We start from the raw sequence: 14,432 nt of genomic DNA on the forward strand, positions 1-14,432 counted from the left end.
CGTCAGTGCTCCGGCGCCGCCGTGCCGCCCGCCAGGGCGCGGTCGACGGGCTCGAAACATTCTTCGTGACGGGTGCCCACACGCACGCTCGGAACGTCGAGCGCCGCCTGGCGGATCAGCGCGAGCCGATCGCCGCCCAGGCCGTCGGCGTGGCGGTAGGTTTCCATCCAGGTGGACAGCCCACCCGGCTCGGCACCGGTCGACGAGCCGTCCGCGCCACGGCGCAGCAGGCGCGCCTGCAGGCCGGGCAGCTCGACGCCGAGCCGCTGCTGCAGCGCCTGCACCTGCGCGCAGGCCAGCGCCTCGTCGGCCGCAGCGACGCGGTAATACACGTAGAGCTCGACGCCGCTCAAGCCGCCTCGCCGCTGCTGGCTTCGTGGGGCAGCGCGTAGGGCAGGGGCTGCACGCGCAACTGCGGGCCCTGGCCCGAGCCGAGGTGCAGGCTGCCGCTGCCGATCACGCCGATCTTCAGTTCGGCCAGCGCCAGATGGCTGCCGTCGGGCGCGGTGGCGCTCCAGGCCACCTGACCGGCAGGCTGGCCGGTGTCGCCGCTCCAGAACACTTCCTGCGCCGGTTGCGCGGGCACGTCGCTGGCCAGCAGGAAGGCCCGGCGCTTGAGCTTGCCCAGGTACTGGCTGCGCGCCACCACCTCCTGGCCGGGGTAGCAGCCCTTCTTGAAATCGACCCCGCCGACCAGCTCGTAGTTGAGCATCTGCGGCACGAACTGGCCGCTGGTGGCGGCCACCACCGGGGCGATGCCGGCGGACACGTCGAGCCATTGCCAGTCGGATTCGGCCACCACCGGCAGGGCCTGCAGCACGGCCTCGGCCGCCGCTGCGGGGCCGATCCACAGCCAGCGTGGCACGCCGGCGACGTCGGGCAGGCGCACGTGCATGGCGCCGTCGCGCTCGGACTTGTCCCAGGCGCCGGCCGGGGCGTCGGCGCCGAGCCAGTCGGCGCCGGCCTGACCGGCCAGGCCCAGCACGGCGAGCTCGCCGCTGGCGTCGCTCAACCGGGCCTTGGCGCGCAGCACGAACATCGACAGCCGCTTGAGCGTGACCGGCAGCAGGTCGGCGCTGCACAGCAGCCAGACCTCTTCGGCCGAGCGCTTGGCGTAGAGCAGGCTGGCGAGCATGCGGCCCTGGGCGTTGCAATAGGCCGCCAGGCGGGCGTGGCCGGTGTCGAGCCGCGTCACGTCGTTGCTCAGCTGGCTGTGCAGGAAGCTGACGGCGTCGGCGCCGCTGGCGCGCATCACGCCCCAGAAGGGCAGACGGCAGGCGCCGCTGGGGAGCAGGTGGGTGGAGTTCATGGCGTCATTATCATCACGGACCCTGTTTGAAAGACGGCATCGTCCGAGTACCACCTGCAGCACGGTCGGCCATGTGTCGCCCGCCACCGCGGTGCAGCCGTCGCCAGCGAAATGAGCCGTCGTCCCACGAAGAACCCGCCTGATGCCGCACCCGCGCGCCCGACCCTGCGGCGGCTGATGGTCGGGCTCGTGCTGCTGGTGCTGCTGCTGGTCGCCGGCGCGGCGGCGGCGCTGCATTGGCTGAACCGGCCGCTGGCGCTGCGCCAGGATCCGATCGAGCTGCAGATCGAGCCCGGCGACTCGCCGCGCGACATCGCCGCCCATCTGGTCGAAGCGGGCGTGCAGACCGATGCCTGGCTGCTGTACCAGTGGTTCCGCTGGTCGGGGGATGCCCGCCGCATCCGCGCCGGCAGCTACGAGTTCGGTGCCGGCATCAGCCCGCAATCGTTGCTGCGCAAGATCGTCAATGGCGACGAGACACTGGCCACGCTGCGCCTGCTCGAGGGCTGGACTTTCCGCCAGGTGCGCGCCGAACTGGCCCGCAACCCCGACCTGCGCCCCGACAGCGCCGGCATGGACGAGGCCCAGCTGATGGCCGCATTGGGCACACCCGGGCTCCCCGCCGAGGGCCGCTTCTTCCCCGACACCTACGCGTTCTCGAAAGGCACCAGCGATCTGCACGTGCTGCGCCGGGCGCAGCTGGCGATGCAGCGCCGGCTCGACGCCGCCTGGGCGCAGCGCAGCGCCGACCTGCCGCTCAAGGACGCGACGCAGGCGCTGATCCTCGCGTCGATCGTCGAGAAGGAAACCGGTCAGGCCGCCGACCGTGGCCAGATCGCCGGCGTGTTCATCAACCGCCTGCGCATCGGCATGCCGCTGCAGACCGATCCGACGGTGATCTACGGCCTGGGCGAGGCCTTCGACGGCAACCTGCGCCGCCGCGACCTGCAGGCCGACACGCCCTTCAACACCTACACCCGCGGCGGCCTGCCGCCCACGCCGATCGCGATGCCCGGCCGCGATGCGTTGCTCGCCGCCACCCGGCCGGCCGGCACGCGGGCGCTCTACTTCGTCGCTCGCGGCGACGGCAGCAGCGAGTTCAGCGCCACCCTGGCCGACCATAATCGGGCGGTCGACCGCTACCAGCGCAAGGCCAGGCCCTGATCTTCCGCGGGGGCTGCCGGTTCGATTCCCCGATTTTCAGACCTTGATCGCCGCCTTGAGCACTGAACACAACCCCTCTCGGCCGCCCCGGGCCGAGGCCGCATCGCACCCGCCGGCCGGCTGCTTCGTCACCATCGAGGGCATCGACGGCGCCGGCAAGACCAGCCATGTCCAGGCCATTGCCGAGCGCTGGCGCGCGCGGGGCCTCGAGGTGGTGCGCACCCGCGAGCCCGGCGGCACGCCGCTGGCCGAAGCACTGCGCGAACTGGTGCTGCACCAGCCGATGGACGCGCTGACCGAGGCGCTGCTGGTGTTCGCGGCGCGCCGCAATCATCTGCAGGAGGTCATCGAGCCGGCGCTGGCGCGCGGTGCGGTGGTGCTGTGCGACCGCTTCACCGACGCGACGTTCGCCTACCAGGGCGGGGGGCGCGGTTTCGACACGGCGGTGCTGGCGCAACTGGAGACCTGGGTGCAGGGCAGTCGCCAGCCCGATCTGACGCTGTGGTTCGACCTCGGCCCCGAGCTGGCTGCCGAGCGCCGTGCCGCGGCACGTGCACCCGACCGCTTCGAGCGCGAGCAGGTGGCTTTTTTCCATGCCGTGCGCCTGGCTTACGCCGACCGCCTGGCGCAGGCGCCGCAGCGCGTGCAGCGCATCGACGCGGGCGGCACGCCGGAGCAGGTCGCCGCACGCTGGCTGGCGGTGCTGGAGTCGCGCGGATGGTGAGCAGCACGCGCCGGGCACCGGCGGCGGCGGCCGAGCGGGCGCCGATCACCACCGCCGCCGATCTGCCATGGCTGGCCGAGCCGCTGGCGCAGACGCTCGCCACGCAGCGCTCGCACGCCTTGCTGGTGCACGGGCCCACCGGCGTCGGCCAGTTCGAGATGGCGCTGGCGCTGGCGCGGTCCTGGTTGTGCGAGACGCCGGCCGGCGAGCGGCCTGCCGGTCTGGCCTGCGGCCGTTGCGGCAGTTGTCACCTGGTCGACGAACACAGCCATCCCGACCTGCGGCTGCTGGTGCCCGAGGCGATGCGCGCGCAGGTCGGCCTGGATGCGGACGACGCGGCCTCCGACGACGACGGCAAGAAGCGCAAGCCGAGCCGCGAGATCAAGGTCGAGCAGATCCGCGCCGCGATCAACTTCTCGGAACTGACCGCCGGGCGTGCGTCGCTCAAGGTGCTGGTGGTCTATCCGGCCGAGGCGCTCAACACGGTGGCCGCCAACGCGCTGCTGAAGACGCTCGAAGAGCCACCCGGCACGCTGCGGTTCGTGCTGGCGAGCGCGGCGCCGCAGGCGCTGCCGGCGACCGTGCGCAGCCGCTGCCAGAGCGTGCCGCTGCGCCCGCCGCCGGCCGATCAGGCACTGGCCTGGCTGGAGTCCCAGGGTGTCGCGCAGGCCGGCGTGCTGCTGGCGGCGAGCGGCCAGCAGCCGCTGGCGGCGCTGGCCCATCACCAGGCCGGGCTCGACGGCGCGAGCTGGCTGGCGCTGCCGACCCGGGTGGCGGCCGGGGATGCCGGCGTGTTCGCCAACTGGCCGCTGCCGCAGGTGGTCGACGTGCTGCAGAAGCTCTGCCACGACCGCCTGCTGGCCACGCTGGGCCTGGCGCCGCGCTACTTTCCCGGTTCGACGGTGCCGCCCGGCGACCTGGCGCGACTGACCGCCTGGGCCGCCGCCCTGCGCCGTCATGCCCGCAGCGCCGAACACCCCTGGAGCGCCGGCCTGGCGATCGAGGCCCTGCTGGTCGAGGCGCATGCGGCGGACTTCACGCGGGGCCCGTCGGCGCCGATACACTCGCGGCCATGAGCGATTCCGCCTTGCGTCCCCTCACCAGCGCTGCGACCCCCCGGCCGAGCGTGATCCAGCTGGTCTTTCGCGAAAAAGGCGCGCTCTACGCGGCCTACATCCCGCTGTTTTCCGAAGGCGGGCTGTTCGTGCCGACCACCCGCGAATACCGGCTCGGCGAGGATGTCTACCTGCTGCTGACGCTGCCCGACGACCCGCAGCGCTACCCGGTGGCCGGCAAGGTGGCGTGGCTGACGCCCGTCAACGCATCCGGTGGCCGCACGCAGGGCGTGGGGGTGCGTTTTCCGCTCGACGAGAAGACCCGCGCGCTGCGGGTGCGCATCGAAGAGACCCTGGGCACCGCGATCCAGTCGGCCAAGCCCACCCAGACCATCTGACCGATCATCCGGCCGCTGCGCCTGATGCCCGATTCCCCCTCTGCGTGCCGCCGGGTTTGCGTTGCCGGGCGAGCCGCTGGCCGTTTTCCGTCTATCGCCTGCCGCCATGTTCGTCGATTCGCATTGCCACCTGAGTTTTCCCGAGCTGAGCGCCCGCCTGGGCGAGATCCGCGCGCAGATGCAGGCGGCCCAGGTCGACCGCGCGCTGTGCATCTGCACCACGCTCGAAGAGTTCGACGGCGTGCATGCGCTGGCGCTGGCGCACGACAACTTCTGGGCCACGGTCGGCGTGCACCCCGACAACGAGGGTGTGCGCGAGCCCGCGCTCGACGACCTGCTGACGCTGGGCGCCCAACCGCGCGTGCTGGCGATCGGCGAGACCGGGCTCGACTACTACCGCATCGGCGAGCGCAGCCACGCCGACATGGAGTGGCAGCGCGAGCGCCTGCGGGTGCATGTGCGCGCGGCGCGTCGACTGCACAAGCCGCTGGTGATCCACACCCGCAGCGCCTCGGCCGACACGCTGGCGATCCTGCGCGAGGAGGGCGCCGAGCAGTGCGGGGGTGTCTTCCACTGCTTCACCGAAACCCGCGAGGTGGCGGCGGCCGCGCTCGAGATGGGCTTTCACGTGTCGTTCTCCGGCATCCTGACCTTCAAGAACGCCGGCGACCTGCGCGAGGTGGCCGCGATGGTGCCGCTCGATCGCTGCCTGATCGAGACCGACAGCCCCTACCTGGCGCCGGTGCCCTACCGCGGCAAGCTCAACACGCCGGCCCTGGTGCCTTACGTGGCCGCCGAACTGGCGCGGGTCAAGGGCGTGAGCGTCGAGGAGATCGCGCAGGCCACCAGCGCGAACTTCGATCGCCTGTTCAAGCCGGTCTGAATCGGTGGCCCCCTGACCGCGTGTCAGATATCTTCTGACACCGTTTTTCGCATTTTCACCACTCCCGCGTCGTTCGCTCCCGGCCTACATTGCATTCATCGACAGAGATTTCCTTCAGCCCGTTCAGCCAGGAGTGCTCGATGAAAGCCCAATTCAGTGCCGACCCCTTTGCGTTGATGATGAACCCGCAGGCCGTCCTGCAGGCCATGGAACGCTCTGAACGGCTGCAGCACCTGGAGCGTCACATCTGCCATCCGCTCGACAAGCCGATGATCCCCCACGCGCTGAGCGCCCTCGAGGTCTACGACCACGAGATCGACGACGATGCCGACGAGACCGGCGACGACTTCGACGACGGCCTGGGCGAATGACCCGCAACTCAAGCCGATGCCCGTCCGCACCATCCTGAAGATGGGCGACCCGCGCCTGTTGCGCATCGCCCAGCCGGTCCGACGCTTCGACACGCCTGAACTGCATCAGCTGGTGCAGGACCTGCGCGACACCATGGCTGCGGCCAACGGGGCCGGCATCGCGGCGCCGCAGATCGGTGTCGATCTGGCCGTGGTGATCTTCGGTTCTGCGCACAACCCGCGCTATCCCGACGCGCCGCCGGTGCCTGCCACGGTGCTGGTCAATCCGCAGATCGTGGCCCTGTCCGACGACGAGGAAGACGGCTGGGAAGGCTGCCTGTCGGTGCCCGGACTGCGTGGCGTGGTGCCGCGCTGCACGCGCATCCGCTACAGCGGTTTCGATCCAGTCGGCCAGCTGATCGAGCGCGAGGCCGACGGCTTCCACGCCCGCGTCGTCCAGCACGAATGCGATCACCTGATCGGCAAGCTCTACCCGATGCGGGTGCGCGACTTCAGCCGTTTCGGCTACACCGAGGTGCTGTTCCCCGGTCTCGACGCGTCGAGCGACGACTGACCGATCAGGCCGTGCCCTTGGGCAGCTTGCCCATCAGCGTCATCGCGGTGCCGATCAGGGACGACACCTCGCTCATGTTGCCCGGCACGATCATGGTGTTGTTGGTCTGCGCCAGCTGGGCGTAGGCCTCGACGGCCTTCTCCGCCACTTTCAACTGCACCGCCTGCGTGCCGCCGGGCTGCTCGATCGCTGCGGCGATCACCCGGATGGCCTCGGCCGTGGCGGCGGCGACCGCGCTGATGGCGGCGGCCTCGCCCTGTGCCTTGTTGATCTCGGCCATCTTCTGGCCCTCGGAGCGGGCGATGAAGGCCTCGCGCTCGCCGGTGGCGATGTTGATCTGCTCCTGGCGGCGGCCTTCGGAGGCGGCGATCAGCGCACGCTTGCCGCGCTCGGCGGTGATCTGCGCCTGCATCGCGTGCAGGATCTCGGCCGGCGGCGTCAGGTCCTTGATCTCGTAGCGCAGCACCTTGACGCCCCAGGTCAGCGCCGCGTCGTCGAGCGCGCTGACGACCGCGCTGTTGATCAGGTCGCGCTCCTCGAAGGTCTTGTCGAGCTCCATCTTGCCGATCACGCTGCGCAGCGTGGTCTGCGCGAGCTGGGTGATCGCCATCTCGTAGTTGGAGCTGCCGTAGCTGGCGCGCTGCGGGTCGGTGACCTGGAAATACAGGATGCCGTCGACCTGCAGTTGGGTGTTGTCCTTGGTGATGCAGACCTGGCTGGGCACGTCGAGCGGCACTTCCTTCAGCGAGTGCTTGTAGGCCAGCCGGTCGACGAAGGGCACCAGGAAGTTCAGGCCCGGCACCAGCGTGCCGTGGTACTTGCCCAGGCGCTCGATGACCCAGGCGGTCTGCTGGGGCACGACCTTGACCGAGCGGGCGATGAAGATGGCCGCGATGACCAGAATCACGAAAGCGACTTCCATTGCGTTTTTCTCCGGTTGAGAGGGACTGGCGCCGCCGATGCGGTGCTCAGCGTTCGAGCAGCAAGGTGTTGCCGTCGACGGCGCGGATGCGGTAGTCGCCGGTTGGCACCGCATCCGTGGACGACGGCTGATGCAGGCGCGCGGTCCAGGTGCTGCCGCGGTAGCTCACGCGCGCGCTGCCGTCGGCGCGCCAGTGCGTGACGTGAACCCGCTGGCCGATGTCGAGGTTGAGCTCGGGGTTCTCGGACTGCGGTGCGGTGGGTGGTCGGCTCTGGCGGCGCAGATGCCAGAACGCCACCGCGCCACCGCCGGCCAGCGCGGCACACAGCAGTTGCGCCGGGGTGTCGAGGCCTGCATGAGCGGCCAGCGCACCGGCGGCCAGGCCCAGGCTGAGCATCAGCAGATAGAAGGTGCCGGTGGCCAGTTCGGCGGCCACCAGGATCGCGGCGGCAAGCCACCAGAGCATCGGTTCGGACATCGTCTTGGGCGCCTCCAGAACGCCGGGTTCAGTGTACGTTCCGGGCTGTTCAGGGGCCGGCCCGGAGGTGTCACATGCAAGCCCTACACTGCGCCCTTCCATTTTTTTGACCCCAGGCCACCGGAGCCGCCCATGCAGCGTTTTCATTTCCCGATCGTCATCATCGACGAGGACTTCCGCAGCGAGAACACCTCGGGGCTGGGCATCCGTGCGCTGGCCCAGGCCATCGAAAAAGAGGGCTTCGAGGTGCTGGGTGCCACCAGCTACGGCGACCTGAGCCAGTTCGCGCAGCAGCAAAGCCGCGCCGGCGCCTTCATCCTGTCGATCGACGACGAGGAGTTCACGCCCGGCCCCGAGCTCGACCCGGCGGTGCTGTCGCTGCGCAAGTTCATCGAGGAGATCCGGTTCCGCAACACCGACATCCCGATCTACATCTACGGCGAGACGCGCACCTCGCAGCACATCCCCAACGACATCCTGCGCGAGCTGCACGGCTTCATCCACATGTTCGAGGACACGCCGGAGTTCGTGGCGCGCCACATCATCCGCGAGTGCAAGAGCTACCTCGACGGCCTGGCGCCGCCGTTCTTCAAGGAGCTGATGGACTACGCGCAGGACGGCTCCTACAGCTGGCACTGCCCGGGTCACTCGGGCGGCGTGGCGTTCCTGAAGAGCCCGGTGGGCCAGATGTTCCACCAGTTCTTCGGCGAGAACATGCTGCGCGCCGACGTCTGCAACGCGGTCGAGGAACTCGGCCAGCTGCTCGACCACACCGGCCCGGTGGGTGCGTCCGAGCGCAATGCGGCGCGCATCTTCAACGCCGACCACTGCTACTTCGTGACCAACGGCACCAGCACGTCCAACAAGATGGTCTGGCACCACACGGTGGCGCCCGACGACATCGTGGTGGTCGACCGCAACTGCCACAAGTCGATCCTGCACTCGATCATCATGACCGGCGCGGTGCCGGTCTTCATGACGCCCACGCGCAACCACTACGGCATCATCGGCCCGATCCCCGAGAGCGAGTTCAGCCGCGAGGCGATCGAGCGCAAGATCGCCGCCAATCCGCTGCTGGCCGGCGTGGACACCTCGCAGATCAAGCCGCGCATCATGACGCTGACGCAGAGCACCTACGACGGCGTGCTCTACAACACCGAGACCATCAAGGGCATGGTCGACGGCTGGATCGACACCCTGCATTTCGACGAGGCCTGGCTGCCGCACGCGGCCTTCCACAAGTTCTACGGCAGCTTCCACGCGATGGGCAAGAACCGGCCGCGCCCGAAGGAGGCGATCGTCTACGCCACCCAGTCGACCCACAAGCTGCTGGCCGGCATCAGCCAGGCCTCGCAGGTGCTGGTGCAGGACTCGCAGACGCGCCAGCTCGACCGCCACCTCTTCAACGAGGCCTACCTGATGCACACCAGCACCTCGCCGCAGTACGCGATCATCGCGTCGTGCGACGTGGCCGCGGCCATGATGGACCCGCCCGGCGGCACCGCGCTGGTCGAGGAAAGCATCAAGGAGGCGCTCGACTTCCGCCGCGCCATGCGCAAGGTCGAGGACGAGTTCGGCCACGACTGGTGGTTCAAGGTCTGGGGCCCGCCGGCGCTGGCCGGTGACGGCATCGGCCGCGCCGACGGCTGGATCCTGCAGGCCAACGAGCAGTGGCACGGCTTCGGCGACCTGGCCGACGGCTTCAACATGCTCGACCCGATCAAGTCGACCATCATCACGCCGGGGCTGAACATGTCGGGCGAGTTCGCCAAGACCGGCATCCCGGCGGCGATCGTCACCAAGTTCCTGGCCGAGCACGGCGTGGTGGTCGAGAAGACCGGGCTCTACAGCTTCTTCATCATGTTCACCATCGGCATCACCAAGGGCCGCTGGAACACCCTGCTGACGGCGCTGCAGCAGTTCAAGGACGACTACGACCGCAACCAGCCGCTGTGGCGCGTGCTGCCCGAGTTCGTCGCCAAGTACCCGGTCTACGAGCGCATGGGCCTGCGCGACCTCTGCCAGGCCATCCACGAGGCCTACGCCGAGGGCGACATCGCCCGCCTCACCACCGAGATGTACCTGTCCGACCTGCATCCGGCGATGAAGCCCAGCGAGGCCTACGCGCACATCGCCCGGCGCAGGACCGAGCGGGTCGAGATCGACCAGCTCGAAGGCCGCATCACCACCTCGCTGCTGACGCCGTACCCGCCGGGCATCCCGCTGCTGATCCCCGGCGAGCGTTTCAACAAGAAGATCGTCGACTACCTGCGCTTCGCGCGCCGCTTCAACGACCGCTTCCCCGGTTTCCACACCGACGTGCACGGCCTGGTCGAGCAGGACATGGGCAACGGCGTGCGGCGCTACTACGTCGACTGCGTGGCGTAGTGGTCGCGGCCAGCACCTGAACCCGGCTGGCGGACCGGCCGGCGGGCCACCCGGCTGCCGAGGGTTTGCCCCTCGCGCCGGTGGTGGGGTACATGCGGGTTACATGGCAAGATGTTTCTCCATGATGTACCTGCAGCGATCCCTGCGCCGCCCAGACGACGCCACCCGGGCATGACGATGATGCGACCTGACTTCGGTGCCGGCCTGGCGAGCGGCGCCCCCTTGAAGACCGACCTGCTCGGCGCCGGCCTGCCCTGGCCGCTGGGTGCGCACTGGTGCGACCGGGCGCTCAATTTCGCGGTCTGGGCGCCCGATGCAAGCCAGCTCGAACTCTGCCTGTTCGATGCCACCGGCACGCGCGAACAGGTCCGCCTGAGGCTGCCGGCCTGCACCGACGGCGTCTGGCACGGCCGGCTCCAGGCCGATGACCTTGCCCTGCTGACGATCACCGGCGACGATGCCGGCGACGGCATCCCGGACGTCCTGGTCTATGGCTGGCGGGCCCACGGCCCGTGGGCACCGGCTCAAGGCCACCGCTTCAATCCGGCCAAGGTCCTGCTCGACCCGTACGCCACCGAACTGGTGGGCCGCTACGCCGGCGACCTGTCGCTCTACCAGGGCCATGACGCCGCCAACCCGCAGCACCCCGACATCCGTGACAACGCGCCGGTCGCGCTGAAGGCGCTCGTGCGTCGGCCCGAGGGCCGCGCGGCGGACCGGTCGAGCGCCGTGCCGCGGCCCGAAGGCCCGCGCGTGGCGCCCGAGATGACGGTGCTCTACGAGGTCCACGTCAAGGGCGCGACCCGCCTGCACCCGGACGTGCCCGAGCCCCTGCGTGGCAGCTATGCCGGCCTGGCCAGCCCGGCCATGATCGCGCACTACCGCGCGCTCGGCGTCACCACGCTCAGCCTGCTGCCGGTGCATGCCCGCGCCGACGAAGAGCGCCTGCAGCACCTCGGCCTGACCAACTACTGGGGCTACAGCAGCATCGCCTTCCTGGCGCCCGAACCGCGCTACTGGAGCGGGCGGCCCGGCACGAACGTGGCCGACGAGTTCCGCGAGATGGTCGCGAGCCTGCATGCGGCCGGACTCGAGGTGGTGCTCGACGTGGTCTACAACCACAGTGCCGAGACCGACGACAACGGCCCGACGCTGAGTTTTCGCGGCCTGGCGAACGCGCGCTACTACCACCTCGAAACCCAGCGCGTCGAAGCCCATCACCCGGATGCGCACCACCCGGACGGGCACCACGGCGCCCAGCACCGCCGCGTCTATCAGAACTGGAGCGGCTGCGGCAACAGCCTGAACCTGGCCGAACCGCGCGTGGTGCAGCTGGTGATCGAGTCGCTGCGGCACTGGGTGCTGGCGTATGGCGTGGACGGCTTCCGCTTCGACTTGGCGCCGATCCTGGCGCGCGGGCGTGACGGCCAGTTCGGCACGTCGGCCGGTTTCTTCGCGGCGCTGCAGGCCGATCCGGTGCTGTCGCGCGTCAAGCTGATCGCCGAGCCCTGGGACATCGGCCCCGGCGGCTACCAGCTCGGTGGTTTCCCACCCGGCTGGCAGGAGTGGAACGACCAGTTCCGCGACACGCTGCGCACCTGGTGGTTGCGCTGTGCCGGTGACCGCGGCGTGCTGGCGCACCGGCTGGCCGGTTCGAGCACCCAGTTCCATCACGACGGCCGCTCGCCGCTGGCCAGCGTCAACTTCATCACCGCGCACGACGGCTTCGGGCTGCGCGATCTGGTCAGCTTCAACCACAAGCACAACGACGCCAACGGCGAGCACAACCGCGACGGCCACCACCACAACTGCAGCTGGAACTGCGGCGTCGAGGGTGACACCGACGAGCCCGAGGTGCTGGCCCTGCGCGCGCGCCTTCAGCGTGCCTTGCTGGCTTGCCTGGTGCTGTCGCAGGGCACGCCGATGCTGCTGGCCGGCGACGAGATCGGCCACAGCCAGCGCGGCAACAACAACGCCTACTGCCAGGACAACCCGCTGACCTGGCTCGACTGGGCCGGCGCCGACCGGGCCCTGCTTGCCTTTGCGAGCCGGCTGCTGGCGCTGCGCCGCTGCCAGCCGTCGCTGCGCATCAGCAGCTGGCTGACAGGCCACGCCGACCGCCACGGCCGCCTCGACGTGCTCTGGTGGCACCCCGAAGGCCACGCGCTGGCCGGGGCCGACTGGGCTGAAGAACGTGACCGCGCGATGGGCGTCCGGCTCGACGCGGGCCAGGGCGCGGCGGCGGCGCTGCTGCTGTTCAACCCGAATGCATCGGTGCGTCGTTTCGTCCTGCCGGCCGGGCGCTGGGTCGCGCAACTGTGCAGCGCCAGTCTCGACGGCGAGCCCGGCGCCGACCAGCAGCCGTGTGTCGACGACCTGGTGGCACCGCACGGTGCCTGCGACCTGCCGGCACGCGCCGTGCTCGTGTTGCTGGATGGCCTGGGGTAGCCACAACACGGCCACGGCACCAGAATCGCCGAACGTCGCAATCGATTCCGTCATTCCCCGATCTGTCCGTTCCACCCGCTCCATCGCCGAGTCTGCCCACCATGAAGATCGTCCAGGTTTCCACCCAGCCCATCGCCGGCCAGCGGCCCGGCACCTCCGGCCTGCGCAAGAAGGTCTCGGTGTTCCAGCAGCCGCACTACCTCGAGAACTTCGTCCAGGCGCTGTTCGAGAGCCTCGACGATCGCGCCGGCCAGACCCTGGTGCTCGGGGGGGACGGCCGCTTCCACAACCGCGCGGCGGTGCAGACCATCCTGCGCATGGCCGCGGCGCACGGTTTTGCCAAGGTGCTGGTCGGGCAGGGCGGCCTGCTGTCGACACCGGCGGCCAGCGCGGTGATCCGCAAGCGCGGCGCCTACGGCGGCGTGGTGCTGTCGGCCAGCCACAACCCGGGCGGCCCGGACGGCGACTTCGGCATCAAGTACAACATCGGCAACGGCGGCCCGGCGCCCGAGAAGGTCACCGAGGCGATCTACGCCGGCACGCAGCGCATCACGCAGTACCCGATCGCCGACGATGTCGCCGACATCGACCTCTCGCGCCTGGGCGAGCAGCGCATCGGCGCGATGGTGGTCGAGGTGATCGATCCGGTGGCCGACCACCTCGAGCTGATGCGCGGGCTGTTCGACTTCGACGCCATGCGCGCCTGGTTCGCTGCCGGCAACCGCATGTGCTACGACGCCATGTGCGCCGCCGGCGGCCCCTACGCCCGCGCGGCGCTCGAAGGCGCGCTCGGCGCGCCGGCCGGCACGGTCATCAACGGCGAGCCGCTGGAGGACTTCGGCGGCCATCACCCCGATCCCAACCCGGCCCACGCCGAGGCACTGATCGCGATCATGTCGGCCGCCGATGCGCCCGATTTCGGTGCAGCCTCCGACGGTGATGCCGACCGCAACATGATCCTCGGCCGACGCTTCGTCGTCACGCCGTCCGACAGCCTGGCGGTGCTGGCGGCCAATGCCGGGCGGGTGCCGGGTTATCGCGACGGGCTCAAGGGCATCGCGCGTTCGATGCCGACCTCGCAGGCGGCCGACCGCGTGGCTGCCGCGCTCGGCATCCCGTGTTACGAAACCCCGACCGGCTGGAAGTTCTTCGGCAACCTGCTCGACGCCGGCCGCGCCACGCTGTGTGGCGAGGAGAGCTACGGCACCGGCTCCGACCACGTGCGTGAAAAGGACGGTCTCTGGGCGGTGCTGTTCTGGCTCAACCTGCTGGCCGCCACCGGCGAGTCGGTCGAGCAGATCGTGCGCGCGCACTGGGCCCGTTTCGGCCGCAACTACTACTCGCGCCACGACTGGGAGGGCGTGCCCACCGAGCGCGCCGATGCGCTGATGGCGGCACTGCGCGCCCGGCTGCCGTCGCTGGCCGGCGCGCGGTTCGGCGACCTGCTGATCGAGCAGGCCGACGACTTCGCGTACACCGATCCGGTCGACGGCTCGGTCTCCACCCGCCAGGGCGTGCGGCTCCTCATCGCCGGTGGCTCGCGGGTGGTGTTCCGCCTGTCGGGCACCGGCACCGAGGGTGCCACCCTGCGGGTCTACCTCGAGCGCTACGAAAGCGATCCGGCCCTGCACGACCTGCCGCCGCAGGACGCGCTGGGCCCGCTGATCGACCTGGCCGAGCAGATCGCCGGCATCCGCGCCCACACCGGCCTCGATGCACCGGCCGTGATCACCTGATTT

General features: G+C 70.1%; 14 protein-coding genes. 10 read left to right on the forward strand and 4 right to left on the reverse strand.

Translation table 11 applies throughout. The features are described 5' to 3' along the window. Window positions 1-2 precede the first annotated feature (2 nt). Both LCHO_RS09380 and ygfZ read right to left on the reverse strand, forming a co-directional pair. Window positions 3-353 (reverse strand): DUF4936 family protein, encoded by a 351-nt coding sequence (locus tag LCHO_RS09380; RefSeq protein WP_012346903.1) that lies wholly within the window; start codon window positions 351-353, stop codon window positions 3-5. Further along, window positions 350-1,309 (reverse strand): CAF17-like 4Fe-4S cluster assembly/insertion protein YgfZ, encoded by a 960-nt coding sequence (gene ygfZ / locus LCHO_RS09385; RefSeq protein ID WP_012346904.1) that lies wholly within the window; start codon window positions 1,307-1,309, stop codon window positions 350-352. Before ygfZ ends, LCHO_RS09380 begins: the two co-directional genes overlap by 4 nt. Window positions 1,310-1,486: 177 nt before the next feature. On the opposite strand from ygfZ, the gene mltG reads away from it, so the two are divergent. The 7 genes from mltG (at window position 1,487) to def (ending at window position 6,457) form a co-directional block, all read left to right on the forward strand. Next, a complete protein-coding gene (gene mltG / locus LCHO_RS09390; RefSeq protein WP_012346905.1) occupies window positions 1,487-2,473 on the forward strand; it encodes an endolytic transglycosylase MltG in 987 nt (328 codons plus the stop codon). A 55-nt stretch (window positions 2,474-2,528) separates the two neighbouring features. Continuing rightward, complete coding sequence (tmk, locus tag LCHO_RS09395) at window positions 2,529-3,197, forward strand: dTMP kinase (protein ID WP_150105444.1); 669 nt, start codon at window positions 2,529-2,531, stop codon at window positions 3,195-3,197. Then, on the forward strand, window positions 3,191-4,273 hold the full coding sequence (locus LCHO_RS09400) for a DNA polymerase III subunit delta' (protein ID WP_012346907.1): 1,083 nt from the start codon (window positions 3,191-3,193) through the stop codon (window positions 4,271-4,273). The genes tmk and LCHO_RS09400 overlap by 7 nt, the downstream gene beginning before the upstream one ends. Next, window positions 4,270-4,650, forward strand: a complete 381-nt coding sequence (locus LCHO_RS09405; RefSeq protein WP_012346908.1) for a PilZ domain-containing protein — start codon at window positions 4,270-4,272, stop codon at window positions 4,648-4,650. The genes LCHO_RS09400 and LCHO_RS09405 overlap by 4 nt, the downstream gene beginning before the upstream one ends. Before the next feature lie 106 nt (window positions 4,651-4,756). Continuing rightward, entirely contained in the window at window positions 4,757-5,533 is a 777-nt protein-coding gene (locus tag LCHO_RS09410) for a TatD family hydrolase (RefSeq protein ID WP_012346909.1), read from the forward strand. Window positions 5,534-5,673: 140 nt separating this feature from the next. Further along, on the forward strand, window positions 5,674-5,904 hold the full coding sequence (locus tag LCHO_RS09415; RefSeq protein WP_012346910.1) for a hypothetical protein: 231 nt from the start codon (window positions 5,674-5,676) through the stop codon (window positions 5,902-5,904). Window positions 5,905-5,920: 16 nt separating this feature from the next. After that, window positions 5,921-6,457, forward strand: coding sequence for a peptide deformylase (gene def, locus LCHO_RS09420; RefSeq protein ID WP_012346911.1), 537 nt, complete (start codon window positions 5,921-5,923; stop codon window positions 6,455-6,457). A 4-nt stretch (window positions 6,458-6,461) separates the two neighbouring features. On the opposite strand, the gene LCHO_RS09425 is transcribed toward def, so the two are convergent. Both LCHO_RS09425 and LCHO_RS09430 read right to left on the reverse strand, forming a co-directional pair. Further along, window positions 6,462-7,379 (reverse strand): SPFH domain-containing protein, encoded by a 918-nt coding sequence (locus LCHO_RS09425; RefSeq protein WP_012346912.1) that lies wholly within the window; start codon window positions 7,377-7,379, stop codon window positions 6,462-6,464. 46 nt (window positions 7,380-7,425) lie between these two features. Next, the gene (locus LCHO_RS09430; RefSeq protein WP_012346913.1) at window positions 7,426-7,857 is read right to left on the reverse strand and encodes an NfeD family protein; all 432 of its coding nucleotides are present in this window, start codon (window positions 7,855-7,857) and stop codon (window positions 7,426-7,428) included. Window positions 7,858-7,989: 132 nt separating this feature from the next. Here LCHO_RS09430 and LCHO_RS09435 point away from each other — a divergent pair, with 132 nt between their 5' ends. From LCHO_RS09435 to LCHO_RS09445, 3 genes are all read left to right on the forward strand, one after another. Then, on the forward strand, window positions 7,990-10,245 hold the full coding sequence (locus LCHO_RS09435; RefSeq protein WP_012346914.1) for an arginine/lysine/ornithine decarboxylase: 2,256 nt from the start codon (window positions 7,990-7,992) through the stop codon (window positions 10,243-10,245). A 177-nt stretch (window positions 10,246-10,422) separates the two neighbouring features. Then, on the forward strand, window positions 10,423-12,693 hold the full coding sequence (gene glgX / locus LCHO_RS09440) for a glycogen debranching protein GlgX (RefSeq protein ID WP_223210525.1): 2,271 nt from the start codon (window positions 10,423-10,425) through the stop codon (window positions 12,691-12,693). Window positions 12,694-12,794: 101 nt separating this feature from the next. Next, complete coding sequence (locus LCHO_RS09445) at window positions 12,795-14,429, forward strand: alpha-D-glucose phosphate-specific phosphoglucomutase (RefSeq protein WP_012346916.1); 1,635 nt, start codon at window positions 12,795-12,797, stop codon at window positions 14,427-14,429. Window positions 14,430-14,432: the final 3 nt, after the last annotated feature.

The organism is Leptothrix cholodnii SP-6 (genome assembly GCF_000019785.1).
Classification (GTDB): Bacteria; Pseudomonadota; Gammaproteobacteria; order Burkholderiales; family Burkholderiaceae_C; genus Sphaerotilus; species Sphaerotilus cholodnii.

Excerpts from the sequence above, each read along its gene's own strand:
- LCHO_RS09405 (WP_012346908.1), top strand. The coding sequence starts at position 4,270 with ATGAGCGATTCCGCCTTGCGTCCCCTCACCAGCGCTGCGACCCCCCGG.
- LCHO_RS09435 (WP_012346914.1), top strand. The coding sequence starts at position 7,990 with ATGCAGCGTTTTCATTTCCCGATCGTCATCATCGACGAGGACTTCCGC.
- LCHO_RS09400 (WP_012346907.1), top strand. The coding sequence starts at position 3,191 with ATGGTGAGCAGCACGCGCCGGGCACCGGCGGCGGCGGCCGAGCGGGCG.
- LCHO_RS09425 (WP_012346912.1), bottom strand. The coding sequence starts at position 7,379 with ATGGAAGTCGCTTTCGTGATTCTGGTCATCGCGGCCATCTTCATCGCC.
- def (WP_012346911.1), top strand. The coding sequence starts at position 5,921 with ATGCCCGTCCGCACCATCCTGAAGATGGGCGACCCGCGCCTGTTGCGC.
- mltG (WP_012346905.1), top strand. The coding sequence starts at position 1,487 with ATGGTCGGGCTCGTGCTGCTGGTGCTGCTGCTGGTCGCCGGCGCGGCG.
- LCHO_RS09415 (WP_012346910.1), top strand. The coding sequence starts at position 5,674 with ATGAAAGCCCAATTCAGTGCCGACCCCTTTGCGTTGATGATGAACCCG.
- LCHO_RS09410 (WP_012346909.1), top strand. The coding sequence starts at position 4,757 with ATGTTCGTCGATTCGCATTGCCACCTGAGTTTTCCCGAGCTGAGCGCC.
- LCHO_RS09445 (WP_012346916.1), top strand. The coding sequence starts at position 12,795 with ATGAAGATCGTCCAGGTTTCCACCCAGCCCATCGCCGGCCAGCGGCCC.
- ygfZ (WP_012346904.1), bottom strand. The coding sequence starts at position 1,309 with ATGAACTCCACCCACCTGCTCCCCAGCGGCGCCTGCCGTCTGCCCTTC.
- LCHO_RS09430 (WP_012346913.1), bottom strand. The coding sequence starts at position 7,857 with ATGTCCGAACCGATGCTCTGGTGGCTTGCCGCCGCGATCCTGGTGGCC.
- glgX (WP_223210525.1), top strand. The coding sequence starts at position 10,423 with ATGATGCGACCTGACTTCGGTGCCGGCCTGGCGAGCGGCGCCCCCTTG.